The following is a 23,697-nucleotide window of genomic DNA, read 5'->3' as shown; positions in this document are numbered from 1 at the left end:
GACATGTCCGCGGCGCGCATGCCGGCGAAGGCCGTTCTTAGAGCCTTCTTACGTCCACGACAAGGAGAGGCTCAGAACCTGCGGGTGGAGAGCCGGTCGACGATCTGGGTTGGCAGCATTTCCGTGAATTGCAGGTTAAGTCGCACGGACGTCCTACCCACGACGGTGCAGGCGATCTTTGCCGGCACACCCGAGATCTGGATATGGACGTCATTGGTGAGTTCGTCTGCATTCGAGCAGGACACCATGCATCCGCCTTCCGAGAGATTGAGTACGATGCCGGGCTGGGAGACGTAGCCGCGCAAACCGCTTTTCATGCAGGATACCGTGGCTTCCAGTCGGACCTGCCGGCGTGCGTGCTGCCGGAGATCGTCATGCAACATGAAGTCAGGCTGGGCGTTCATCATGAAACCCTCATTGAGATATCGCGCAAATAAGCCGGTCAAAAAATTAAGATGCGATTAACGCGGGTTAGCGCGCCTGCTGTTCAAAACTCTCCTGACCCTCCAATATCGTCCCCATGACCTTTTTCGAGAATGATTCGGCCACCAATCTCGTCGAATACACCGTCACCGAGCTCTCAGGCTCGATCAAGCGCACCATCGAGGGCGCCTTCGACCAGGTGCGCGTGCGCGGTGAGATATCGGGCTATCGCGGGCCGCATTCGTCTGGCCACGCTTATTTCGCGCTGAAGGACGACCGCGCCCGGCTTGAAGCCGTGATCTGGAAGGGCAGCTTTTCGAAGCTCAAGACCCGGCCCGAGGAGGGCATGGAGGTCATTGCCGTCGGCAAGATCACCACCTTCCCCGGTTCGTCGAAATACCAGATCGTCATCGAGAGCCTTGAGCCCGCGGGCGTCGGGGCGCTGATGGCGCTGCTCGAAGAGCGCAAGCGCAAGCTACAGTCCGAAGGCCTGTTCGACGCTTCCCGCAAGCAGCTCCTGCCGCATATGCCCATGGTGATCGGCGTCGTCACCTCGCCGACCGGCGCCGTCATCCGCGACATCCTGCACCGCATCTCCGATCGCTTTCCGCTGCATGTCATCGTCTGGCCGGTGCGGGTACAAGGGGAGGGCGCGGGTCCGGAAATCGCCAATGCCATCAAGGGCTTCAACGAGCTCGAACCCGGCGGTCCGATCGCCCGGCCGGACGTGCTCATCGTCGCCCGCGGCGGCGGCAGCCTGGAGGATCTCTGGTGCTTCAACGACGAAATCGTCGTCCGCGCCGCTGCTGGTTCTGAAATTCCGCTCATCTCCGCCGTCGGCCACGAGACCGACTGGACGCTGATCGACTATGCTTCGGACCAGCGAGCGCCGACACCGACCGGTGCCGCCGAAATGGCCGTGCCCGTCAAGGCCGACCTCGAGGCCCAGGTCGCCAATCTCGCCGCCCGTCTCAGCCGCGCGATGACGCGCCAGATGGATACCCGCCGCCGCGAGATCCGCGACCTCGCCCGTGCTCTGCCCTCGATCGACCAGGTGCTCGCTCTGCCGCGCCGGCGTTTCGATGAAGCCTCGACCCGCCTGGGGCGCGGCCTCGAAATGACCACCGTCAACAAACGCCGCGCCTTCGAGCGCGTCTCGGCGAATCTGAGGCCGGACATCCTCTCGACCCGCATCGCCGAGCGGCGCCAGCGGCTGGCCGAGCGCATGACGCGTGGCGAGCGGATCATCGAGCGCCTCTTCGATCGTATCAAGGCCCGGATCAGCCGCGCCGATGCTGTATTGGCGGGCTTCCCGTCACGGCTTCACGCCCAGTCCGAGCGCCAGCGCGACCGGTTGAGAAACGTGGCGCAGCGTGGCGACGGCGCCATCGACAATCTCATCGCACGGCGTGGGCAGGCTTTGTCGTCGCATAACCGCATCCTGCAATCGCTATCTTACAAGAATGTGCTCAAACGCGGCTACGCCGTGATCCGCGGCGAGGGGGACAAGGTCCTGTCCTCGGCGGCGATGGTGGCGCCGGGCGATCATCTCTCGATCGAATTCCACGACGGTTCCGTCGACGCCATCGCCGGCTCGGAAGGTGGGGAACCATCTCCTTCGCCGGCTAAGAAACGCGCCGCATCCAAGCCTGCCCCGGGCGGCGGGGCGGGGCAGGGGAGCTTGTTTTAGGGTGTCAATATGTTCATCCGCGACCTTCCCTTGATCAATGGAATTAAGATAGGCCGACTGATTTTCAAGCCTGCGAGCGCCGAAAGCGTATTAGCGCGGTCGGTCCGATTAGTTGCGCTGGGAACAAGGGCGGCAGACGGAGCGATTGGCTGGCCCTTCGGTCGAAGTGGTTCATGTACGCTGGTTGCAGCGGGAGACAACTATTACGTCGTTACGACTCGGCATGAACTGGATATCCCGCGCGGAGCAACACCGGAAAGCGTAAAGTTAGACAACGTGATGTTTTGCAGTCCTCTCGGTACTTTGCGAAACATTACAGTCGACAGGTGCTATTTCGAAACCAGCAACCCTGACGAAGAGTACCATGATCTGTTACTTTTCCAGGTGTCGCACCGCTGGAGCCGACTATCCGAGGAGAAAGCGTGCTTCTTCGAAATGCGGGACGACGAGCGTCCATCCTCGGGCGTCTGTGTTGCGATCGGCCATCCGACTGACCGCGAAGTTATTGATTACGATGGCGAGATATTCAATTTCAAGACTGCCACCTTAACGTGTAGATCCGACGCTGGATTCCGAAGTGCGAATTCTTATTATCGTCGCTATGAATACAAGGAGCATGAAGTAAATCTGGATGGATTCAGCGGGGGCGCCGTGTTTTCCATAGTCGGTGAAACTGAAAATATGGAGGCGGTTCTTGACGGTATCATAGTTCGCGCTGGAGGCGGTTCCATATACGCCGTTGGCAGTCAATTTATAAAAGAGCTTCATAGGAAGATTTTGGTGAGCTCATAAATGCGCGTCCTCGTGGTTCTGGCTCATCCGCTGAAAGAGAGTTTCGCCGCCTCGGTGTCGCGCACAGTCGTCTCCGCGCTCGAAGCCAAAGGTCATGAGGTCGATCTGCTCGACCTCTATGCCGAGAATTTCGACCCGCGATTGAGCGAAGTCGAGCGCGCGAGCTATATGACCGGCACTTATGATCTCTCTAATGTCGCGCCCTATGTCGAGCGCTTGAAAGCCGCCGAAGCGCTGATCTTCGTCTTTCCGCAATGGTGGTTCAACCTGCCGGCAATCCTCAAGGGCTTCATCGACCGCGTCTTCGCGCCCGGCATCGCCTTCGACTATGACGCCGATGGCATCAAGCTCGTGCCGAAACTGGAGAAGCTCCGGTATTTCTGGGCCTTCAGCACCACCGGCTCGCCCTGGTGGGTGGTGAAATTCTATATGGGTGATCCCGTGCGGCGCATCCTCAAGCGCGGTATCGCGGCCTTTTGCGGCAAGCGGGTCGATTTCCGCATGACCTGCCTGCACAATATGGACGACACGACTCAGGCGAAGCGCGAGCATTTCCTGGAGAAAGTTCGCAGCCAGGTCAGCGCGCTCTGACCTATTCGTAAGCCACGAGGAACTTTGCGAGCAGCGCGCCGAACTGCTTCCGCTCATCCTCGCTCAGCGCGGCGACCAGCCGATGCTGGTTGGCGACATGGCCGGTCACGGCCTTCTCTACCGTCTCGAAGCCCTTGTCGGTCAGCGCGATGATCACCCCACGGCGGTCCTCGGGATTGTCGAGCCGCTCTACCATGCCGGCCTTTTCAAGCTGGTCGATTCGATTGGTCATCGTGCCTGAGGTGATCATCATGGTTTCCATGAGTTCGCTCGGCGACAGCCGATAGGGCGGACCGGAGCGGCGGAGCGTGGCGAGCACGTCGAAGCTCGACGCATTGAGGCCATGCTTACCGAATTCCGCGTCGATCTCACGCGCCAGATGGCTGCGCAGTCGGGCCAGGCGGCCCAGCAGACCCATCGGCCCGACATCGAGGTCGGGTCGTTCTCGGCTCCACTGGGCGAGAATCTTGTCAACGGCATCCATGTCGCCACTTTCTCCGGATTTCACTTGACGTCAAGATAAATCTGATCAATTATCTTGATGTCAAGTAATTTGATATCAAGATAAAATTATGGCACGGATCTCAGATCTTCTCATCACCGCGCTCGCGCCGCTCATCTGGGGCAGCACCTATGTCGTGACGACCGAGCTTCTGCCATCAGGCTATCCGATCACGGCTTCCGCCCTTCGCGCCCTTCCAGCCGGATTGCTGCTTCTCCTGATCGTCCGCCATCTGCCGAGAGGCGAATGGTGGTGGAAGTCGGCGCTGCTCGGTGCCTTCAACTTCACCATCTTCCAGACCATGCTCTTCGTCTCGGCCTATCGGCTGCCCGGCGGCGTCGCGGCCACGGTGGGCGCGATCCAGCCGCTTCTGGTGATCGTGCTGGCACGCTTCTTCATGGGCAATCCGATCCGCCTGCTCTCGATCGTCGGCGGGCTGGCCGGCATTTCGGGCGTGGCACTCCTCGTGCTGACGCCCCATGCCAAACTCGATATGATAGGCATTGTGGCAGGCCTGATCGGTGCGGTTTCCATGGCTTTCGGTACCGTGCTCAGCCGCCACTGGCAGCCGCCGGTCTCGCCGCTCACTGTCACGGCCTGGCAGCTCACGGCCGGCGGCATCCTGCTGGTGCCGATCGCGCTGGTCTTCGAACCTGCTCTGCCGTCGCTGACGCTCAACAACTGGCTCGGCTTCGCATGGCTTGGCCTGGTCGGCGGCGCTTTTGCCTATATCGTCTGGTTCCGCGGCATCTCGCGGCTCGAATCCTCTGCCGTTTCGTCGCTCGGTTTCCTCAGCCCGCTGATGGCCGTCATCCTCGGCTGGGTCTTGCTCGACCAGCAACTCTCTGCCCTGCAGATGGCGGGCATGGCGGTCGTCCTTGCCAGCGTCTGGGTGAGCCAGATGGCGCAGACGCGGAAGCCCGAGCCGGCACTCGTTGCCGCGAAGGCCTAGTTTCCGAGAGCCCGCTGCCAGGCTGCATCGAGCCCGGCCTTGACCACCGCATCGGAACCGCGATCGATCATAGCCGTCAGCCCCGCCGCGGTGGTGCCGCCATAGTCGACGAAGGTCTTGACGATCTCGGCCGCACTCTCCTTCGACTCCGACACATAGGTGCCTGCGCCCAGCATAAGCTGGCGAACGGCGACATCGGCCAGGTCAGGCGCAACGCCATTCTCGATCGCATGCTCGATCATCGCCCGCGCCATCAATGCCGGGAAGGCGAAACCCGAGCCGGTGAGGCCGGTGAAATAGTCGATGCTAGGTTCGTTTGGCACCTCGCGGGCGATCCCCGAGCCGCCGAAGAAGTCAGACACAAAGGCCTTGTCCTCAGGGGTCACCTCGGTCGAGGCATACCAGGGCGTGAAGGACTGCGCCTGTTCGGCGCTGGCATTCGGCATGGTGCGCACCATCCGGTCGCAACCGAAACGCTTGCGGATTTCTGCCATCGGCATGCGGGCCATCACCGAGATCACCAGCTTGCCGGAGAGATCGGCGTCGACGCCCGCCAAATCCTCCGGACGAACCGAAAGGATCACGATATCCGACTGCCGAGCAAGTTCCGCATTGTCCGTTGTCGTGCGGATATTGGGCCAGGCCTCGAAACCCGATACCTGCGGCCGGCGTGACGAGAGGATCACCTCCTCGGCCCGCACCGCGCCCTTGGCAAGCGCTGGCCGAAGCAGCGCACCGGCAAGCCAGCCGGCGCCGCCGATCACACCCAAAGTCCGGCTGGGGGGCATCGTCAAGCCCATTCACCCTTGCGCATCACCGGCACGCGGCTGCCGTCCTGCTTGATGCCGTCGATATCGACGCCGCCGGAGCCGATCATCCAGTCGATATGGATCAGGCTCGAATTGCCGCCCTTGGCCGCGATCTCGTCCTGGCTGAGATTGGCGCCATCGATGAAGCACTTCGAATAGCACTGGCCGAGCGCGATATGGCAGGCCGCATTCTCGTCGAACAGCGTGTTGTAGAACAACAGGCCCGAAGCCGAGATCGGCGAGGAATGCGGCACCAGCGCCACTTCGCCAAGACGCGCGGCACCCTCGTCCGTCTGCAGCACCTTCTTGAGCACCTCTTCGCCCTTCGACGCCTTGGCCTCGACGGTCCGGCCGCCTTCGAAGCGGACATGGATGTTGTCGATCAATGTACCCTGGTGCGACAGCGGCTTGGTGGAGGAGGCATAGCCCTCGACGCGTCGGGCATGCGGAGTCGTGAAAACTTCCTCGGTCGGGATATTCGGATTGCAGGTCACGCCGTTCTTCGCGACAGAAGCACCGCCATGCCATTCATGGTCATCGGCGAGGCCGACCGTGAGATCAGTGCCTGGACCACGGAAATGCAGCGAGGCAAAATTCTGTCCGTTGAGCCAGGTGCTCCGCTCATGCAGCTTGGCATTGTGCGATCGCCACGCCGAGACCGGATCGGCGATATCGACGCGCGAGGCGGCGAAGATAGCATCGGCCAGCTTGCGGATTGCCGAGGCCTCGTCGAGCTCGGGGAACATCTGCCTGGCCCAGGATGGATTGGGGTAGGAGACGATGTTCCAGTTGATCTCGAAATTGGAGATCTTCTCCAGCGCCGGCTTGTAAGCGGTCGACATGGCACGATTGGCGCGGGCGACCTTGTCCGGATCCTGGCTCGAGAGCAGCATCGGGTTGTCGCCGGAAATGGCAAGACGCGCGGAACCGTTCGCAAAGGCCTCGGCCATGCCCTTGTAGAGCCAGCTTGCTGCGCGGTCGAAGGTCGAATCCTCGGCATGCTGGAAGCGTGACAGCGTCGTCACTTCATCGCTGTAGAAGGTGGTGACGAGGCCGCCGCCGGCGAGATAGGCGTGCTTGGTGATCAGCCGGACGAGCGGCATGGCGGCAAGCGGTGCCGTCATCACCAGCTCCTGGCCCTTCTGCAGGTCGAGCCCGACCTTGACCGCCACTTCGGCGAGCTTTTCTAGCTTCTCCATGTCGATAGCGCCTGATGGCATCGAGGCGCTCTGGTTTTCCTTCATATCCATGGACGTCACCATTCCCTTTGTTGTCGGACCTGTCTTCTCCGATTTGACGGCATTTGTGAAGGCGCATGCGAATTGCCCGCGCATTGCGCCAAGTCCTCGCGTCCACTATTTGTCGGAATGAGGCGGAAACAGGACGTGGCCCAGTATGACATTGAAGGACAAGCGGATTCTCCTGATCATCGCGGGTGGCATCGCCGCCTATAAGAGCCTGGACCTCATCCGCCGGCTGCGGGAACGTGGTGCCGTGGTGATCCCGGTCATGACCAAGGCCGCAGAAGAATTCGTGACCGAACTCGCTGTCGGCGCGCTCGCCGCCCACAAGGTCCATACCGACCTCTTCTCCCGCGAGGACGAAGTCGATGTCGGCCATATCAGGCTTGCCCGCGATTGCGATCTCGTCCTCGTCGCGCCCGCCACCGCCGATCTTATGGGCAAGATGGCTGGTGGACTCGCCAACGACCTCGCTTCGACCATCCTGCTTGCCACCGAGCGCCCCGTGCTGATGGCGCCGGCGATGAACCCGAAAATGTGGTCGAACCCCGCCGTCAGCCGCAATGCCTCGCAGCTCCTGATCGACGGCGTGAATTTCATCGGCCCGATGCGCGGCGAGATGGCGGAAGGCGGCGAGGCCGGTATCGGCCGCATGGCCGAGCCGCTGGAGATCGCCGCCGAGGTTGAAAAGCTGCTCGACACCGCGCCGAAGCTTCTTTCTGGCAAGCGGGCCATCGTCACCTCCGGCCCGACCCATGAACCGATCGACCCTGTCCGCTACATCGCCAACCGCTCGTCCGGCACGCAGGGCCATGCCATTGCGGCGGCGCTTGCCAAGGCCGGCGCGGATGTAACGCTGGTCTCCGGCCCGGTCACGCTTGCCGACCCCGCGGGGGTCAAGGTCATTCGCGTCGAGCGCGCCGAGGAAATGCGCGACGCGGTACTCGCCGCGTTGCCGGCTGATATCGCCGTCATGGTCGCCGCCGTCGCCGACTGGCGCGTCTCCACCGCTTCGGGCGAGAAGATCAAGAAGTCCGCCGACGGCTCCGTGCCGTCGCTGCCGCTCACCGAGAACCCGGATATCCTCAAGACGGTCGGCCACCACGACAAGCGCCCCAAGCTGGTGATCGGCTTTGCCGCCGAGACCAACGACGTCGAGACCAACGCCCGCGCCAAGCTCGACCGCAAGGGTGCCGACATGATCGTCGCCAACGACGTTTCGCCCGAGACCGGCATCATGGGGGGCAAGCGCAACACGGTGGCGCTGATCAGCCGCGACGGTGTCGAGCGCTGGCCGGAAATGTCAAAGGACGACGTCGCCGAGAAGCTCGTCGCGGTGATCGCCAGCAAGCTCGCAGGCGGCTGACACCGTGTCCGGGCACGTAATCCCCGACCAGGAAGCATGGGACGCCTGGCATCCCGCCGCGCTGGCGACCCGGCTCGCCAAGGTGAATCGGCCATGGTGCGTCGTCGGCGGCTGGGCGTTGGACTTATGGCATGGGCGACTGACCCGCGACCATCACGACCTCGAATTCACTGTGCTGCGGGAGGATTTCGATCACTTTCGTCGAGCACTCGTCGGCATGGAATTCTACACGGTCCACGCAGGAATCTTCAGATTCCTGCCCGAAGGCGCAGGGCTCGACCCTTCAATCTTCCAGATCTGGTGCTGGGATATCGGTGCGAAATGCTGGCGCGTCGACATGATGATCGAGCCCGGCACGCCGGAGACGTGGGCCTGCAAGCGCGATCTCACGATCACCCGACCACGCACCGAGATGATCATGCGGTCGGCCGAGGGCGTGCCCTGCCTTGGTCCAGCGGCGATCCTGCTTCTCAAGGCAAAGCATCTCCGCCCCAAGGATAAGGCTGACTTCGATACGGCTCTGCCGGAGTTGGAGGCGTCAGAAAGACTGTGGCTGAAGACCAGCCTCGCCAAGCTGCATCCGGGTCATATCTGGATCGAAAGACTCTAGACGGGTCTCACATCGCCGCCATCAGCACCTTCTCTGATGTCATCGGAATAACCGTGCCGGTCTCGAACACCGAGACCTCGAGCCCATCCGGCCCCAGCACCACCGCGCTCTGCTCCGGAATGCTCATCCAGTTCGATCTGTTATGATCGAGCGGCTCGGAGACGAGACAGTAGCCGCCCGTGCCCATCGGGCTGGCATAGAGCGTCGGCGCCACTTCGTTGGTCGCATAGCGGATGGCGTAGAGGCGCTGGCCATCCGAAAAGGCGGCGGTGAAACGCACGTCGGCGCCGAGGCCGAAATGAATCGAAAGCCGCTCGATGAAGGAGATCGCCTCTCTCATGGCGAAGAGCGGCGCCTGTTCGAGGCCGAAATGCAGCGCGAGCAGGAAGATCAGTTCCGAATCCGTCGTACCGAGGCGGCTGGCATAGAGTTCATCCGGCAGCATGTTTTCGAGCGGCCGGCGCAGGCGTTCGAAATTCTCGATCTGGCCATTGTGCATGAAGGACCAGCGGCCGTGGATGAAGGGATGGCAATTGTCACGCCTTGTGCCGCCAGAGGTCGCCGCGCGGACATGGGCGAGGAAGAGCGGCGAACGGATCTGGCGGGCGATGCTCTTGAGGTTGCAATCCGACCATGCCGGCAGGACGTCGCGATAAAGCCCGGGCGTTTCGCGCTCGCCATACCAGGCGATGCCGAAGCCGTCGCCATTGGTGGCAGTGCGCGCTTCGGTGGCCGAATGCGACTGCGCAATCAGCGAATGCGCCGGCGAGGAGACGATGTCCTCGAGAAACAGCGGTTCCCCGCAATAGGCGGCCCAGCGGCACATGAACGGATCCTAACGCGACAGAATGAACCGCCATCTTCCTCCTCTTATGGTAAAGGAAGACTTAACGGAGGGTGGCGTAGCATTGTTCACAATTTCGATATTGGTTGTTCTCTTTGTACGCTCTTTCCGTTGACGCAAGTCGATCTATATTCGAGGACAAGTTCAAGCCCTCGGAGGAAAGCATCATGTCCATCCGCCCCGTCAAATATGAGTCCAAGGCCCAGCCGACCCGTGAGGGCGCCGGCGTCCATCTCCATCGCGTCTTCGGTTTCGGCGATCCCTCGCTGACCGATCCCTTCCTGATGATGGACGATTTCCGCAACGACAATCCGGCCGAATACAGCCGCGGCTTCCCCTGGCATCCGCATCGCGGCATCGAGACCATCACCTATGTGCTGGCTGGCACGGTTGAGCATGGCGACAGTCTCGGCAATCGCGGCCTACTTGGCGCCGGCGACGTCCAGTGGATGACGGCCGGGAGCGGGATCATGCACCAGGAAATGCCGAAGGGTGATTTCGCCGGCCGCATGCACGGCTTCCAACTCTGGGCCAACCTGCCCTCGTCGCTGAAGATGACCGCACCGCGCTACCAGGACGTCAAGGCAGCCGACATCCCGGTCGTGGTCGATGACGACGGCACCGCCGCGCGCATCATCACCGGCGATTTCTGGGGCAAGTCCGGTCCGGTCGACGGGATCGCCGCCGAGCCCGTCTATCTCGACATCTCCGTGCCGCCGGGCAAGCGCAAGACCTTCAAGGTCGACACCTACCGCAAGGCCTTCGCCTATATCTTCGCCGGCTCCGGCACCTTCCGCGATGCCTCGACGCCTGTTGGCGTCAGGGTCGAGAAGGAGGTCAATGGTGAGGAACTCAACATCCGCGATCTCTCTGGCAATCGCACGCTCGTCGTCTTCGACACCGGCGATGAGGTTACGGTGCAGGCGGGCGAGGAGGGCATCCGCTTCCTGCTCGTCTCCGGCAAGCCGATCGAGGAGCCGGTGGCCTGGCACGGCCCGATCGTGATGAACACGCGCCAGGAACTGATGCAAGCCATGCAGGACCTGCAGAACGGGACGTTTATTCAGGCCGCGCATTAGGCGACCTCCCGAAGACCCCTCCCCATCCCTCCTCACAAGGGGGAGGGCTAACTTGGGGCGACGTGTCTACCCCAATCAGCCGGCTGCCGTATCCGCGGAGGGCAAGGCAGTCTAAGCCCTCCCCCTTGTGGGGAGGGTTGGGGAGGGGACTTTGCCCCGCCCGTGACGTCTGATGACCCTCCGACCCACCGTCTCATCCCCGCCCTTGCATCGGCCAACATTTTCCTGTCCATTCGCGCTTGCGAATGAGAAGTGAGGGGTGACATCGATGCAGTTCAGGAACGCGTTGCGCTTCGCGTCGCTCGTGACCGGGTTCAACGCTCTCGTACTCGCCAGCATCGCCGTGGTCGGGCTTGTGAACCCGCTGATGATGCTGCCTGTCGGCTCTGTCGCCAATGATGCTGCTTTCACCTTTGCGATCTATTCGGCGGCGCGCAGCATTCCGCTCGCCGTCTTCGTGCTCGTCTCGATCTTCATGCGCTTCGGGCGCATGCTGACTGTGCTTGGTTTCCTCGCCGGGATCATCCAGTTCGCCGACATGTGGGTTGGCATCTATGAGGGCGATCTCGGCAAGACGCTCGCGCCTTTCGCGCTCGGCTGCCTGCAGCTTTACGCAGTCTGGGTGCTTCAGCACGCCAAGCGTTAGAGCAATTCCAGCAGCTCTCCGGCGGAATTGCCCTTGGTCGGCATGTATCAGCCGTTGCGGGCGATCTCTTCGCCAAGCTTGCCGAGCAACTCCCGGAAACCTTCCTCGCGGCCCTTCACCGCATTTTCGTCGCCCATATAGGTGCCCTGTTCGGTCAGCGTCAGCAGCGTGCCGCCATCCTTCTGCTCGAAGGTTTGGGTGAGCAGCGACACCGAGAAGATCTTGCCTTCCATCGCCATCGAATAAGAGGTGATGAGGCGTTCGTTCTCGACGATCTCATGATAGATGCCGTCATTGCTGATCTGCGGGCCACCCTGCCAGCGGAAGAGCGATCGCTGGAAGCCCAACACGCTGAAATCATTGATGAAACCATCGATCGTCCAACCTTCGCCCTCGATCAGCCAGCGGCGTAGTTTCTCGGTGTCGGCAAAGCAGGAGAAAACTTTCTCGACTGGCGCAGGATAGTGGCGTTCGACCGTGAAGGCGCTGTGAACGAGCTTGTCAGTCATTGGATCGTCCTTTCGGGATTGGATGGCCACGCTTGGCGCGGCTATTTGTCGGGTTCGTCGTCGCCCATCTCGGCAAGCAGGTTGCCCAGCCGGTCGAGGCGTTTTTCCGTCGTGGTTCGCGTGTTTGCGATCCAGCGCGAGAGGCCGTCGAGGCCACCCGGTTCGATCCGGCAGGTGCGCACCCGCCCGATCTTCTCGCTCCTGATCAATCCGCATTCCTCCAGCACCTGGAGATGCTGGACGATCGCGGCGAGCGACATTGCATAAGGCGCCGCAAGGTCGCTGACCGATGCGGGAGCGTGTGCGAGCCGTTCCATAATGTCCCTGCGGGTGGGTTCCGCGAGAGCCTTCAGGACGGCATCAATGGCAGAATGCTTAAGCATGTACTTTAGTATTGCGTCGCCGCAAAATAGTCAAGCATTGACTTAAGTATTTATTGAATGCCGCTCCGCGCGTCGTTCTCAGGCCTTCCCAGCGCAGAATGTTTGGCTAGAGTGTGCCGCCAACAGGGGAGACAGAAATGTATAGATTATATGGGTCATTGGGGTCCGGTAGCGCCGCTGTCGAGGCTGCGCTTGCGGAGGCCGGCGCCAGCTATGAAGTGGTCAGCACCAGCACCAAACAGAAGGCCCATCTCACCGAGGAATACCGCGCGATCAATCCGCGCCAGCAGGTTCCGGCGCTGCAATTGCCCGACGGCTCGGTGATGACGGAGGGCTCGGCCATGCTGCTCCACCTCGCCGATGCCCATCCGCAATCCGGGCTGGCGCCGGCGCCGGGAACATCGGCCCGCGCCCAGCACGACCGCTGGCTGATCTTCATGGCGGTCAATGTTTATGAAGGCGAGCTGCGCCACTTCTATCCCGAGCGCTACGCCGACAATCCCGCATCCGTCGTCGAGAGGGCGCTGGCCTATCTCGACCGCCACTATGCGATCCTCGAAGACGCGATCCGGGGGCCGTATTTCTTCGGCGAGCACCTGACCATGCTCGACATCTATATCTGGTGCATGGCGACCTGGACGGATCAGGAATGGCTCGCCGGGCGTTTCCCCAAGGTCCATGCGCTGATGACCAAGGTGAAGGAGAGACCCTTGATCGCGCCGATCCATGCTGCGCATGTCTGAACGGAGAGCGCCATGCATATCGACGGCCAATGCCATTGTGGCCATGTGAAATACGAGGCGGAGATCGACCCGGGCAAGATCTCCATCTGCCATTGCACGGATTGCCAGCGGCTCACGGGCAGCGCCTATCGTGTGACGGCCATCACGTCGACGGCAAATCTCCGCCTCACCGCCAGTCCGCCCAAGGTCTATACGAAATACGGCGACAACGGCCGGCCACGGTTCCAGTCATTCTGCCCGGAATGCGGCTCGCCGCTCTTCACCTCAGGCGACGGCGATGATGCCGCCACCACCGGCATTCGCGTCGGTACCATCAACCAGCGTCGGGAGCTCAAACCGTCGCGGCAAATCTGGTGCCGCTCGGCGCTGCCCTGGATCAACGACATCAGTGGGCTGCCGGGCGTGGAGCAGGAATAAGCGCACCGCTGCCATCAATTGGCACCGGCAGGTCTAGTCTGACGAAACCGAAACAAGGAGGAAACCATGCTCGACCACATCGGCCTCAGCACTACGCGTCTCAAGGAAATGTTCGCTTTCTATGAGGCAGTGCTCGCCCCACTCGGCTATTCCAAACAGAAAGACTTCGGCGTCGCGGCCGGCTTCGGCAAGGAGGGCGAATTGCCGCTCTGGATCGGCGAGGGCAAGGGCGCGTCTTCCGTGCACCTCGCCATCAGCGCAGCCAGCCATGCCGAGGTCGATGCCTTCTACGCCGCAGCGATGGCGAATGGCGCCAAGGACAATGGTCCGCCCGGACATCGCCCGCAGTATCATGAAAACTATTACGCGGCTTTCGTGTTCGATCCCGACGGCAACAATCTCGAAGCCGTCTGCCATCTCCCCTGATCGGCCTCAGGCGCTGGCCATCGCCTGCGCGCCGAACATGGCGCGATAGGCCTTGGGCGTCGTCGCCATCTGCTGGCGGAAGTGGTGCCGCAGGATCGCCGGTGAGCCGAAGCCGCACAGCTCGGCGACGGCATCGACCGGATGGTTGCTGCTTTCCAGCAGATCCTTGGCCCGCGTCAGCCGTTCGGTCAGCAGCCATTTGGCCGGCGTGGTTCCGGTCGCCGCCTGGAAGCGGCGCAGGAAGGTGCGCGGGCTCATGCCCGCCGCCCGCGCAAGCGTCTCGATGGTGAATTCCGAGGTGATGTCGCTGCGCATCCGGTCGAAGATCGGACCGAGCCGCGCGCTTTCATGCGGCTCCGGCACGCTGCGCTCGATGAACTGCGCCTGCCCGCCATCGCGATGCGGCGGCACCACCAGCCGGCGCGCCACGGAATTGGCGGCGCGAGTGCCGAAATCGCGGCGGATGAGATGCAGGCAGAGATCGATGCCGGCGGCGCTGCCGGCCGAGGTCAGCACATTGCCCTGATCGACATAGAGCACGTCGGGCACGACCTCGACATGGGCATACCGCGCCCTGAGTTTCTCCGTGTAGCGCCAATGTGTCGTCGCCTTGCGCCCATCAAGTAGCCCGGCCGCCGCGAGCACGAACACGCCTGAGCAGATCGACAGCACGCGAGCGCCCTTGGCATAGGCCGTGCGAAGCGCCTCGCTCAGCGCATCCGGTACCGGCGTATCCGCACCGCGCCAGCCCGGCACGACGATCGTGCCGGCGCGCGCCACCAGTTCCAGCCCGCCATCGGTCTGGAAGCGCAGCCCACCCATGGCCCGCATCTCGCCATCGTCGATGGCTGCGACCGCGAACTTGTACCAGTTATCGCCCATCTCCGGTCGGTAGAGGCCGAACACCTCCACCGCCACGCCGAATTCGAAGGTGCAGAGGCCGTCATAGGCGAGCACCACGACGCGATCATTGGCGAGTTTCGGCAGGTCTTTGACGCTTGGCATGATCTTGATGCTATATGTCCATCTTGCCATCTGCAACGGATTTCGTGGCGCGCGTATCGTCACGTCATCGACAAACTGATGGAGATCGACATGAGCTATGTGACCGACTACCCCGCCGCCGCCCCCATGGATATCGTCAACCATTACAGCGCCAAGCTCGCGTTCGAAACCGACTGCTCCGACGTGGCCCATGCCCTGTCTCATGGCCAGCAGGATTTCGTCCTGCTGCATGTCGTCGGCTCGACCGCTGCCTACGAGAAGCGCCATGTGCCCGGTGCCATCCACCTGCCGCATCGCGAGATGACGGCGCAGCGCATGGCCGAATGGCCCGAGAGCACGATCTTCGTCGTCTATTGCGCCGGACCGCATTGCAACGGCGCCGACCAGGCGGCGCTCAAGCTCGCCCGCCTCGGACTGCGGTCCAAGGTCATGATCGGCGGCATCACGGGCTGGGCGGATGAAGGCTTGGCTTTCGCCACCGGCGCCGCGCCGGGCATGTTGGCAGAGGCTGCCTGATCGCTCGGCATCTGGTATCGGCAAGGGCCGGCGGATCACCGCCGGCCCCGTCTGTCATGCAGCCTTGCTCATCTCGCCGAGCACTTCATCGAGGCTCACATGGCCCTGGAAACCGCCGGCGCTCACCGCCGGCTCCTCATGCTCGATGGCATGCGCGAAGCGAACCGCCGGATCCTCCAGCATGCGCTGGTAGAGGCTGTTGAGCGCCGGGTACCGGCGGCGGTCGACCACCTTGTGGAAATCGTTCCAGCGGGCGATCCCCATGAAATAGGCATCGGCCAGGCTACGCTTGTCGCCGATCAGCCATTCCTTGCCGCCGAGCAGGGTCTCGAGGTCGGCATGCGCTCGTTCGACCTTGGCGATGCCATAGTCGCGCAGTGCGGCCTTCGCCTCATCCGTCAGGTCGTGTTCGAAAGCATACCAGAGCGCGCCGAAACCGCTGAAGAAGCCGGTATTGAGGAACGCCAGCATCTGCTTCAGTCGGTCGTCTTGGGGCGAGCCGGGCTCGAAGCCCAGACCCTTGTTGATTGTCTTCGTCGCGATATGGCCGAGAATCGCCATGCTTTCGCTCAACATCCGTCCATCAGGTAGCATCAAGGTCGGCGTCTCGCCGACGGGGTTGATGCGCTTGAAGTCCGCGCTGGAAACCACCTCGGGCATCTGCACCCGGCAGAGATTGTATTTCGCGCCGGACCATTCCAGCGCCACGATGGAGCCGAAGGAGCAGCCTTCCGGCACGCCGTAGAAGAGAGTGAGAGGCATCGATCTAACCTTTCCATATTGATTGTCGGTGACCCCATCGATATGACATTGCGTACGATGGCCGGGTAGACGGCCATTCTCTATCTTAAAGTCCACAATCATGGACATTGCCGCATGAACCTCAACGACCTCCAGTTCTTCGTCCAGGCTGTCGAAAACGGCAGCTTCGCCGCCGCCGCCCGCCGGCTCGGGGTGCCGAAGTCGACGGTCAGCAAGCGAGTCGGCGAGCTCGAAGCGGGACTTGGCGCACGGCTGATCCACCGCACGTCGCGCAGTTTCTCGCTGACCGAGCTCGGCCGCGACTTCTTCGAGCATGCCCGTGCCAGTGTGATCGAAGCGGAGAATGCCGAGAACATCGTCCGCACCCGCCTCGGCGAGCCGAGCGGCACGGTGCGGCTGACGACCTCCGTTCCGACCGCGCAATTCACGCTCGCGCCGCTGCTCGATGCGCTCTCTGAGCGCTATCCCAAAATATTGCTCTCCCTCCATGTCACCGACCGTTTCGTCGATATCGTGCAGGAGGGCTTCGACATCGCCATCCGCAGCCACCAGCAGCCATTGCCGGATTCGGCGCTGGTGCAGCGGCGAATGGCTATCCATGATTTCCATGTCGTGGCAGCGCCGGCCTATCTCGAAAAGCACGGTACGCCCGAGCGCCCCGAGGACCTGTCCGACCATCGCGCGATCACCTCCAATCCGACCGATACGACGTGGCGGCTGCGGAGCGCAGACGGAACTCCCAAGGATGTGACCGTCAATCCCGTCATGGCGGCCGACGAGCCTTTCGTGCTGCTCAAGGCCGCCGCCGCAGGCATCGGCATCACCGTCCTGCCGACCTCGGTCTATCTGCCGGCACACGCGGAAGGCATGTTGAAACGCGTGCTGCCGGACTGGACCGCGGGACAGATCACCACGAGCATTCTGATCCCGCACCGGCGCGGCCAGTTGCCTTCGGTCCGCGCGGTGGTCGACTTCCTGATCGAACATGCCGGCGCTTGATTTTGCCCGCCAACCGCGCGATGTGTTCTTTCCCTTCCGAATGGTGACCCAGAAATGTCCGAGATCACGCCCGAACGCATCGCCGCGGCCGCAGAACGCATCCGTCCGCATGTCCGCCATACGCCCGTCATGACCGTGTCGCTCGCCGATTTCGGCCTCGTTGGTGGCGAGATCGATCTCAAGCTCGAGTGCCTGCAGCATTCCGGCTCTTTCAAGGCGCGCGGTGCCTTCAACAATCTCCTGAGCCGTGATGTTCCGGCCGCCGGCGTGGTGGCGGCCTCGGGCGGCAATCACGGCGCAGCGGTCGCCTACGCGGCGATGAAGCTCGGTATCAAGGCGACGATCTTCGTGCCCTCGATCAGCGCCAAGGCCAAGACCGATCGCATCAGGAGCTTTGGCGCCGATCTGGTGATCGGCGGCGACCGCTACGCCGATGCACTGGCGGCGAGCGAGGCCTTTGCTGAAAAGAGCGGCGCGATGCAGATCCATGCCTTCAACCAGCCGGAGACGCTTGTCGGCCAGGGCACGCTCGGCAAGGAGATCGAAGACGACCTGCCCGCTATCGATACGCTGCTCGTCGCCGTCGGCGGCGGCGGGCTGATCGGCGGCATCGCGGCCTGGTATGACGGGCGGGTGAAGATCGTTGCCGTCGAGCCCGAGGAGGCGCCGACGCTCAACATGGCGCTCTCCGCCGGCCATCCCGTCGATGCGCCGGCCGGCGGCATTGCGGCGGATTCGCTGGCACCCTGGCAGGTCGGCCAATTGATGTTCCCGATTGCCCGCGACCATGTCGGCCAGTCGGTGCTGGTGACCGACGATGCCATCCGCCAGGCGCAGAAGGCGCTGTGGGACAGCGTCCGGGTGGTGACCGAACCGGGTGGCGCCGCCGCCATGGCGGCCATCCTCTCCGGCCGCTATGTGCCCGCCGCCGGCGAGCGCGTTTCCGTTCTGGTCTGCGGCTCGAACACCACGGCGGTGGATTTCGGCTGAGCCGAAATCTCCAATGCCCTCTGCGGTCCGCCCGGTATGGCCCGCGGCGGCAGCCGGCTTTCTTCCGTCTCCAACCTGCGCTAGTCGTCGGCGATGTTTGAACTCGTCCAGCCGGCAACCGCCGAACAGATCATCAAGAAGAGCCGGTTCCTCGGCATCGCCGTCCCGATCGCGAACGAGGAGGACGCGAGGGCCGCCATTGCAGCGCACGGCCATGCCGATGCCAACCACAATTGCTGGGCCTGGCGGCTCGGCGCCGCCTATCGCTTCTCCGACGCCGGCGAGCCGAGCGGCACGGCGGGCAAGCCGATCCTCGCCGCGATCGACGGCCAGTCGGTGGATAAGGCGGTGGTGATCGTGACACGCTGGTTCGGCGGTGTTCTCCTTGGAAGCGGCGGGTTGGTGCGCGCCTATGGCGGGACGGCGGCTGCCTGCCTGAGGGCTGCCGAGCTCGTCGAGATGAAGCCGTCGGTCGAGGGGCGGTTTCATCTGGAGTTTTCCGATCTTGCGCTGGTGAAGGCCAAGCTTGGGGCGTTTGGGGATGTGCACGTGCTGGAGGAATGCTTCGTCGCCACAGGGGCGGATCTGGTGGTGCGCATTCCGGAGACGGCGGTCGAGGCCGTGTCGCGGCTGGTGCGTGATCTGACGAGCGGGCGGAGTGTGGTGCGGGTGGATTGAAGGGGGGGCTGTGAGGCCGGACGATCGTGCCGTATGTGGCGTCGGTGCAAGCTCGCCCCCCTCTGCCCTGACGGGCATCTCCCCCACGGGTGGGGAGAGTGGCAAGTGGCACCGCCTAGCCAAAATTGAAAGTTGAGTGCTGAGCAGCCGATGCTCGAGAGGGAGTGGCAAGCGCGCCGCATCCATTCTCCCCACCTGTGGGGGAGACGCCCGGCAGGGCAGAGGGGGGCGAGCGCGCTCCAACGCTTTTGAATTGGTCTCCATATCCAAGACACACCTCCACGTTCACGCGAGCCTTTCCGCCCCGTGGCTTGACCATGCACGTCTCCCGATCCCGCCGCTTTCGCAAAGGATATCGGCCGGGGCACGCAACCGTGCCACGTTAGTAATGACTGCCTCGCGGCAGCCGATAAGGCCCGTTTCCGTGCCCCGTTCGGTGGTTTTTCCCGCGCAACTCCGGTCCCTCTGCGTCACCGAATGCCCCGGGGTGGCGGAAGCCGATGCAACCTTGGCCTCCACGCCCACGATGTTCCTCCGTCCTCCATCGCTGGCAGTCCGGAAGTGCCGGTCCATCACCCCCGGCTGACATTCGAATGCCTCCTATGCCTCACAGGCACGCCAGGCCCTTTTTCAGGCCTGAGGAGGACCATTTTCTGCACAGGCCCTGACATGGGGCTTTGCGTCGTCTCCCCACACCAGCAACACCGGCCCCGCCTCGACGCATCGCCATGCGTTGTAGCCGATGCGGGACGTAAGGATTGTCTCACAGGTTTTTGGGGTGTGGAAAAATGGGTTTAGTGGATTGTATTTGTTTGGGAATGTTTGATTTCTTTTTGGACGTGGTTTCACCCCTCACCAACTTCGGCCAAGCACTCAGCTAACGCTTCGTGCGGCCTTCGTATCCTCTCCCACAAGGGGAGAGGTAGGGTGCCACGATCGCCGTCCTTGCTTGAGGCAGTGAGAGCGCTGCGGGTTTACCTCTCCCCTTGCGGGAGAGGGTGAGTTTGCGAACGAAGGCCGCGAGAGGCGTCAGCCGATCGCCTGGCCGAAGTTGGTGAGGGGTTTTGATAGCTCCTCCGCCCCGCTACACTCCCGCTCCGAACCAGAGGGGACCGCGATGAACCAGAGCCTTGCCCATATCGCGCTCGGGCCTGCTGCGATCAAATCAACACCATTGATTTGCCCGCCACGACCGCCGCTCCTTGTTTCGCGAGTTGCTGCTTGCATTCGGCCCAGCGGTTGGCGTCGGCAGCCAGGACGCCATTTTCGACGATCTCCACGTCATAGCCGCGGTTGAGCGCCCCCAAGCTGGTCAATCGAACGCAGTAGCATCCATCGAGGCCGACGATCTGCAGCTTTCCGATGCGGTTGCTGTCCAGCCAGCGCTCCAGTTCGGGACTTGAGAATGCATCTCCGCGATGCTTGGTGAAGTCGTGGTCCGCCTTCAGGTCGAGCCTTGGGTCGAGACCTATTCCAGGACTGCCGACAATGCCGCCCGGGCCGGCGAGGATACGGCCGATGAAGGCCGCTAGCGGCGCCGTGACGACCTGGCGGATGGATACGACCGGGACCCCGCTTGCATGCGCCGCCGCCGCGAGCCCGTTCACGAAATCGAGAGTCCTATCCACTTGCGCGTCCTGGTAGCCATTCTTCCCGGTCTTGCGGGTGAAATCGCTTTGCAGGTCGATCACGAGAAGCGCTTCATTCGGACGTGAAGCGCGGTCGATACGCCTGCCCCGGGTTGGCGTGAGGAGCAGGTAGATGCCAAGAATCGTGTAGCCGACCAGTGCAACGGCCAGCAGGACGGCAAACCACAGAAGAACTGTCATGGCGCTTCCTCACCTTCGAGATGCTCGCCTTTCGCGAGTCCGTGGAAATATCGATCGAGTGCAGCTTGCACACGGATGAATGCATCGATGTCAGTTTCCGGGTGACCTGCGAGAAAGACCCGGAGCTTGTCGAGCTCCTCGGCCCGGATGGCACGGATCGCTTCTTCGCCGCGTGGGCTCAGCCGGTAGATCCTTGCACCACGCCTGCTCGCGCTGGGGGAGCTTGCGACCATGCCGCTCGTGATTACCTCCTGAAGCACGCGATGAATGAACTGACGCTTCAACACCAGAACTGCGGTGAGCTCAGGCAGGCTGCAATCCGGATGGAACAGCAGCGCCTCCAATATGGCGCGTTGGCCGACGCTGATGTTCCACCGGCTCAAACCCTCCTCGACCGCGCCGGTAATGTGGCGCAACAGAGGGCGGGTAAGCTGCACGGCCGCGAAGAAGCGTCCCTCTCGCTCGGTTTCATCCTTGCTCATGGCACGATGAGAAAGGATTTCGGACAGAATGTCAACTGAGTTGACAAAAGTCCCGCAAATGCGACTTTTGCTGCAGTTGGCGCGTTCGGTCGGCCGTCCTCTCGAGACGGCGGCAGTCAGTTCAGCGATGACATAAAAAACCCGCCTGCGCGAACAGGCGGGTGGAGCAGGTTTCCGCCTTCGCGCGGCCCGCGCTCAGGCCTGCTAAGCTCAAACTAATTTCATCGATTTGCCCGGCTATGCCGGTGGCTCACGCAGCCTTGGCGACGTGATACTCCTTGATCGCCACCATCTTGATAACAGGATAGCGTTCGGCTTCGTAGCGCAGCGAAAAACTGTCCTGCGCCAGGAAGACCGGGTCGCCGTCGAGGTCGCGGGCGATGTCGCCGCGCCTCGCGGTGACGAACTTGTCGAGATCGACAGGATTATCGGCCGAGATCCAGCGGCAGACCGAGAAGCGCGACTGCTCGAAGCTGACCGGCAGCGTATATTCCGACGACAGGCGCTCCTTGAGCACGTCGAGCTGCAGTGCGCCGACGACGCCGACGATGGCAGGCGAGCCGTCTTCCGGCAGGAAAAGCTGGACGACGCCTTCCTCGGCCATCTGCTGCAGCGCTTCCTTGAGCTTCTTCGCCTTCATCGCATCTTCCAGGCGGACGCGGCGCAGGATTTCCGGCGCGAAGTTCGGCACCCCTTGGAAGACGAGTTGCTCGCCCTCGGTCAGCGTGTCGCCGATCCTGAGCGTGCCGTGATTGGGAATACCGACCACGTCGCCGGCATAGGCCGTGTCGGCGAGCTGGCGCTGCGAGGCGAAGAAGAATTGCGGCGCCGTGAGGCCGAGCTGCTTGCCGGTGCGGGCCAGCCGCGCCTTCATGCCGCGTTCGAGCTTGCCCGAGCAGACGCGGGCAAAGGCGATGCGGTCGCGATGGTTGGGGTCCATATTGGCCTGGATCTTGAAGACGAAGGCCGTCATCTTGTTCTCGCTGGAATGCACGGTCCTGGTATCGGCCACCTGGTCGCGCGGCGGCGGCGCAATGTCGCCGAGTGCGTTGATCAGGTCGCGGACGCCGAAATTGCGCAGCGCCGAGCCCCAGAAGACCGGCGTCATGTGGCCTTCGAGGAAAGCGTCATGGTCGAAGGGCTTGCAGGCCTCGGCGGCCAGACTGACCTCGTCGATGAAGGCTTCCTGCTCGTTCTGCGGCAGGCGGCTCGCCACCGCTTCCGGGCCGTTGACCTTCTTGGTGTGTTCCTCGGTGTCCGAGCCGCGCACTTCGTTGGTGGCCAGGTGATAGCTGCCACAAAACGTCTTGGAGCGGCCGATCGGCCAGGTCAGCGGCGCCGTGTCGAGCGCCAGCTTCTCCTCGACCTCGTCGAGGATCTCGAAGGGATCGCGGCTTTCGCGGTCCATCTTGTTGATGAAGGTGATGATCGGGATGTTGCGCAGCCGGCAGACCTCGAACAGCTTCAGCGTCCGCGGTTCGATGCCCTTGGCGGCGTCGATGACCATGACGGCGGCATCGACGGCGGTCAGCGTGCGATAGGTGTCGTCGGCGAAGTCCTCGTGGCCGGGCGTGTCGAGAATGTTGAAGACATTGCCGCCATATTCGAAGGTCATCACCGAGGTGACGACCGAGATGCCGCGTTCGCGCTCGATCTTCATCCAGTCCGAGCGGGTCTGGATGCGGTCCTTCTTGGCCTTGACCTCGCCGGCGAGCTGGATGGCGCCGCCGAACAGCAAGAGCTTTTCGGTCAGTGTCGTCTTGCCGGCGTCCGGATGCGCGATAATAGCAAAGGTGCGGCGGCGAGAGATCGCCTCGGCCAGTTCGTCCGTCATCGATGAAAATCCTGTTGGTTGCGGGTTCTCTAGCGATTTGGGCCGCCAAATGCAATTGACCCGGATCGGCAGCCTTGCGAGAAAGCCGCCATGACCAGTCCCGTTTCTCCCCACCCCCTCATTGGCCTCGTCCGCCTGCCGCATGGCGAAGGCCTGGCCCTACCCGCTTATGAAACGCCCGGTTCCGCCGGCATGGATATCCGCGCTGCCGTGCCGGAGGGCCAGGCGATCAGCATCCGTCCCGGCAAGCGGGCGCTGGTCCCCACCGGCTTCATCTTCGAAATCCCGCCGGGTTACGAGGTGCAGGTGCGGCCGCGCTCGGGCCTCGCACTCAAGAATGGCATCACCTGCCTCAACACGCCGGGCACCATCGACAGCGACTATCGCGGCGAGGTGCAGGTGCTGCTGATCAACCATGGCGACGAGCGTTTCGTGGTCGAGCGCGGCATGCGCATCGCCCAGCTCGTCGTGGCGCCGGTCGTGCAGGCCGTGGTCGAGGAGCGGGCGCTGGCTGGCATGACCGACCGCGGCGCAGGCGGGTTTGGATCGACCGGGCTGCAGTGAGAATGCGTCGTCCGG

The 23,697-nt window shown here is 62.8% G+C and carries 28 protein-coding genes; 16 read left to right on the top strand and 12 right to left on the bottom strand.

Translation table 11 applies throughout. The features are described from left to right. Positions 1 to 71: 71 nt before the first annotated feature. Complete coding sequence (locus AC2YI2_RS03765) at positions 72 to 407, bottom strand: PilZ domain-containing protein (RefSeq protein ID WP_487385075.1); 336 nt, start codon at positions 405 to 407, stop codon at positions 72 to 74. Positions 408 to 520: 113 nt separating this feature from the next. Here AC2YI2_RS03765 and xseA point away from each other — a divergent pair, with 113 nt between their 5' ends. From xseA to AC2YI2_RS03750, 3 genes are read left to right on the top strand one after another with little or no spacing between them, the layout of a single operon-like run. Further along, positions 521 to 2,113: an exodeoxyribonuclease VII large subunit gene (gene xseA, locus AC2YI2_RS03760; protein ID WP_487385074.1), complete on the top strand. Its 1,593-nt coding sequence runs from the start codon at positions 521 to 523 to the stop codon at positions 2,111 to 2,113. Between the two features lie 9 nt (positions 2,114 to 2,122). Then, complete coding sequence (locus AC2YI2_RS03755) at positions 2,123 to 2,905, top strand: hypothetical protein (protein WP_487385073.1); 783 nt, start codon at positions 2,123 to 2,125, stop codon at positions 2,903 to 2,905. Then, a complete protein-coding gene (locus tag AC2YI2_RS03750; RefSeq protein WP_487385072.1) occupies positions 2,906 to 3,496 on the top strand; it encodes an NAD(P)H-dependent oxidoreductase in 591 nt (196 codons plus the stop codon). 1 nt (position 3,497) lies between these two features. Here AC2YI2_RS03750 and AC2YI2_RS03745 read toward each other — a convergent pair whose 3' ends face one another. Then, positions 3,498 to 3,980, bottom strand: coding sequence for a MarR family winged helix-turn-helix transcriptional regulator (locus AC2YI2_RS03745; protein WP_487385071.1), 483 nt, complete (start codon positions 3,978 to 3,980; stop codon positions 3,498 to 3,500). An 88-nt stretch (positions 3,981 to 4,068) separates the two neighbouring features. On the opposite strand from AC2YI2_RS03745, the gene AC2YI2_RS03740 reads away from it, so the two are divergent. Continuing rightward, positions 4,069 to 4,950 (top strand): DMT family transporter, encoded by an 882-nt coding sequence (locus tag AC2YI2_RS03740; RefSeq protein WP_487385070.1) that lies wholly within the window; start codon positions 4,069 to 4,071, stop codon positions 4,948 to 4,950. Here AC2YI2_RS03740 and AC2YI2_RS03735 read toward each other — a convergent pair. Continuing rightward, positions 4,947 to 5,738 carry a pyrroline-5-carboxylate reductase family protein gene (locus AC2YI2_RS03735; protein WP_487385289.1) on the bottom strand — a complete coding sequence of 264 codons (792 nt, stop codon included), beginning with the start codon at positions 5,736 to 5,738 and terminating at the stop codon, positions 4,947 to 4,949. The two genes, AC2YI2_RS03740 and AC2YI2_RS03735, sit on opposite strands and share 4 nt — an antisense overlap. 2 nt (positions 5,739 to 5,740) lie before the next feature. After that, a complete protein-coding gene (locus tag AC2YI2_RS03730; protein ID WP_487385288.1) occupies positions 5,741 to 6,979 on the bottom strand; it encodes an aminopeptidase in 1,239 nt (412 codons plus the stop codon). Between the two features lie 175 nt (positions 6,980 to 7,154). Here AC2YI2_RS03730 and coaBC point away from each other — a divergent pair, with 175 nt between their 5' ends. Both coaBC and AC2YI2_RS03720 read left to right on the top strand, forming a co-directional pair. Beyond that, on the top strand, positions 7,155 to 8,366 hold the full coding sequence (gene coaBC, locus AC2YI2_RS03725; protein WP_487385069.1) for a bifunctional phosphopantothenoylcysteine decarboxylase/phosphopantothenate--cysteine ligase CoaBC: 1,212 nt from the start codon (positions 7,155 to 7,157) through the stop codon (positions 8,364 to 8,366). A gap of 4 nt (positions 8,367 to 8,370) precedes the next feature. Continuing rightward, positions 8,371 to 8,976 carry a nucleotidyltransferase domain-containing protein gene (locus tag AC2YI2_RS03720; RefSeq protein ID WP_487385068.1) on the top strand — a complete coding sequence of 202 codons (606 nt, stop codon included), beginning with the start codon at positions 8,371 to 8,373 and terminating at the stop codon, positions 8,974 to 8,976. Between the two features lie 7 nt (positions 8,977 to 8,983). Here the strand turns inward: AC2YI2_RS03720 and AC2YI2_RS03715 are convergent, their stop codons facing one another. Then, positions 8,984 to 9,802, bottom strand: coding sequence for a class II glutamine amidotransferase (locus tag AC2YI2_RS03715; RefSeq protein ID WP_487385067.1), 819 nt, complete (start codon positions 9,800 to 9,802; stop codon positions 8,984 to 8,986). A gap of 185 nt (positions 9,803 to 9,987) precedes the next feature. On the opposite strand from AC2YI2_RS03715, the gene AC2YI2_RS03710 reads away from it, so the two are divergent. Continuing rightward, on the top strand, positions 9,988 to 10,899 hold the full coding sequence (locus AC2YI2_RS03710; protein WP_487385066.1) for a pirin family protein: 912 nt from the start codon (positions 9,988 to 9,990) through the stop codon (positions 10,897 to 10,899). Between the two features lie 268 nt (positions 10,900 to 11,167). Beyond that, positions 11,168 to 11,545: a hypothetical protein gene (locus AC2YI2_RS03705; protein WP_487385065.1), complete on the top strand. Its 378-nt coding sequence runs from the start codon at positions 11,168 to 11,170 to the stop codon at positions 11,543 to 11,545. A gap of 47 nt (positions 11,546 to 11,592) precedes the next feature. Here AC2YI2_RS03705 and AC2YI2_RS03700 read toward each other — a convergent pair whose 3' ends face one another. After that, positions 11,593 to 12,054, bottom strand: coding sequence for an SRPBCC domain-containing protein (locus AC2YI2_RS03700; RefSeq protein WP_487385064.1), 462 nt, complete (start codon positions 12,052 to 12,054; stop codon positions 11,593 to 11,595). Positions 12,055 to 12,095: 41 nt separating this feature from the next. Further along, on the bottom strand, positions 12,096 to 12,437 hold the full coding sequence (locus tag AC2YI2_RS03695; RefSeq protein ID WP_487385063.1) for an ArsR/SmtB family transcription factor: 342 nt from the start codon (positions 12,435 to 12,437) through the stop codon (positions 12,096 to 12,098). Positions 12,438 to 12,574: 137 nt separating this feature from the next. On the opposite strand from AC2YI2_RS03695, the gene AC2YI2_RS03690 reads away from it, so the two are divergent. The 3 genes from AC2YI2_RS03690 (at position 12,575) to AC2YI2_RS03680 (ending at position 14,023) form a co-directional block, all read left to right on the top strand. Next, positions 12,575 to 13,180 carry a glutathione S-transferase family protein gene (locus AC2YI2_RS03690; protein WP_487385062.1) on the top strand — a complete coding sequence of 202 codons (606 nt, stop codon included), beginning with the start codon at positions 12,575 to 12,577 and terminating at the stop codon, positions 13,178 to 13,180. A 12-nt stretch (positions 13,181 to 13,192) separates the two neighbouring features. After that, positions 13,193 to 13,597 (top strand): GFA family protein, encoded by a 405-nt coding sequence (locus tag AC2YI2_RS03685; protein WP_487385061.1) that lies wholly within the window; start codon positions 13,193 to 13,195, stop codon positions 13,595 to 13,597. A gap of 66 nt (positions 13,598 to 13,663) precedes the next feature. Continuing rightward, positions 13,664 to 14,023, top strand: a complete 360-nt coding sequence (locus AC2YI2_RS03680; protein WP_487385060.1) for a VOC family protein — start codon at positions 13,664 to 13,666, stop codon at positions 14,021 to 14,023. Between the two features lie 6 nt (positions 14,024 to 14,029). Here the strand turns inward: AC2YI2_RS03680 and ftrA are convergent, their stop codons facing one another. After that, complete coding sequence (gene ftrA / locus AC2YI2_RS03675) at positions 14,030 to 15,028, bottom strand: transcriptional regulator FtrA (protein WP_487385059.1); 999 nt, start codon at positions 15,026 to 15,028, stop codon at positions 14,030 to 14,032. Positions 15,029 to 15,118: 90 nt separating this feature from the next. Between ftrA and AC2YI2_RS03670 the strand changes: the two genes are divergently transcribed. Continuing rightward, positions 15,119 to 15,544 carry a rhodanese-like domain-containing protein gene (locus tag AC2YI2_RS03670; RefSeq protein WP_487385058.1) on the top strand — a complete coding sequence of 142 codons (426 nt, stop codon included), beginning with the start codon at positions 15,119 to 15,121 and terminating at the stop codon, positions 15,542 to 15,544. A gap of 54 nt (positions 15,545 to 15,598) precedes the next feature. Here the strand turns inward: AC2YI2_RS03670 and AC2YI2_RS03665 are convergent, their stop codons facing one another. Continuing rightward, the gene (locus AC2YI2_RS03665) at positions 15,599 to 16,306 is read right to left on the bottom strand and encodes a glutathione S-transferase family protein (protein ID WP_487385057.1); all 708 of its coding nucleotides are present in this window, start codon (positions 16,304 to 16,306) and stop codon (positions 15,599 to 15,601) included. 114 nt (positions 16,307 to 16,420) lie between these two features. On the opposite strand from AC2YI2_RS03665, the gene AC2YI2_RS03660 reads away from it, so the two are divergent. From AC2YI2_RS03660 to AC2YI2_RS03650, 3 genes are all read left to right on the top strand, one after another. Then, positions 16,421 to 17,305, top strand: coding sequence for a LysR substrate-binding domain-containing protein (locus AC2YI2_RS03660; protein WP_487385056.1), 885 nt, complete (start codon positions 16,421 to 16,423; stop codon positions 17,303 to 17,305). 54 nt (positions 17,306 to 17,359) lie between these two features. After that, positions 17,360 to 18,295, top strand: coding sequence for a threonine/serine dehydratase (locus AC2YI2_RS03655; RefSeq protein ID WP_487385055.1), 936 nt, complete (start codon positions 17,360 to 17,362; stop codon positions 18,293 to 18,295). 93 nt (positions 18,296 to 18,388) lie between these two features. Then, on the top strand, positions 18,389 to 18,973 hold the full coding sequence (locus AC2YI2_RS03650) for an IMPACT family protein (protein WP_487385054.1): 585 nt from the start codon (positions 18,389 to 18,391) through the stop codon (positions 18,971 to 18,973). 1,160 nt (positions 18,974 to 20,133) lie between these two features. Here the strand turns inward: AC2YI2_RS03650 and AC2YI2_RS03645 are convergent. From AC2YI2_RS03645 to AC2YI2_RS03635, 3 genes are all read right to left on the bottom strand, one after another. After that, complete coding sequence (locus AC2YI2_RS03645; RefSeq protein WP_487385053.1) at positions 20,134 to 20,802, bottom strand: cysteine hydrolase family protein; 669 nt, start codon at positions 20,800 to 20,802, stop codon at positions 20,134 to 20,136. After that, complete coding sequence (locus AC2YI2_RS03640; protein ID WP_487385052.1) at positions 20,799 to 21,284, bottom strand: MarR family winged helix-turn-helix transcriptional regulator; 486 nt, start codon at positions 21,282 to 21,284, stop codon at positions 20,799 to 20,801. The genes AC2YI2_RS03645 and AC2YI2_RS03640 overlap by 4 nt, the downstream gene beginning before the upstream one ends. A 250-nt stretch (positions 21,285 to 21,534) precedes the next feature. Continuing rightward, the gene (locus AC2YI2_RS03635) at positions 21,535 to 23,118 is read right to left on the bottom strand and encodes a peptide chain release factor 3 (protein ID WP_487385051.1); all 1,584 of its coding nucleotides are present in this window, start codon (positions 23,116 to 23,118) and stop codon (positions 21,535 to 21,537) included. Positions 23,119 to 23,208: 90 nt separating this feature from the next. Between AC2YI2_RS03635 and dut the strand changes: the two genes are divergently transcribed. After that, positions 23,209 to 23,682 (top strand): dUTP diphosphatase, encoded by a 474-nt coding sequence (gene dut, locus AC2YI2_RS03630; protein ID WP_487385050.1) that lies wholly within the window; start codon positions 23,209 to 23,211, stop codon positions 23,680 to 23,682. The last annotated feature ends 15 nt before the right edge of the window (positions 23,683 to 23,697 follow it).

The organism is Rhizobium sp. SRI_017 (assembly GCF_057586295.1).
Note: the sequence above shows the minus strand (reverse complement) of the source record. Positions and strands in the feature narration are given on the sequence as shown.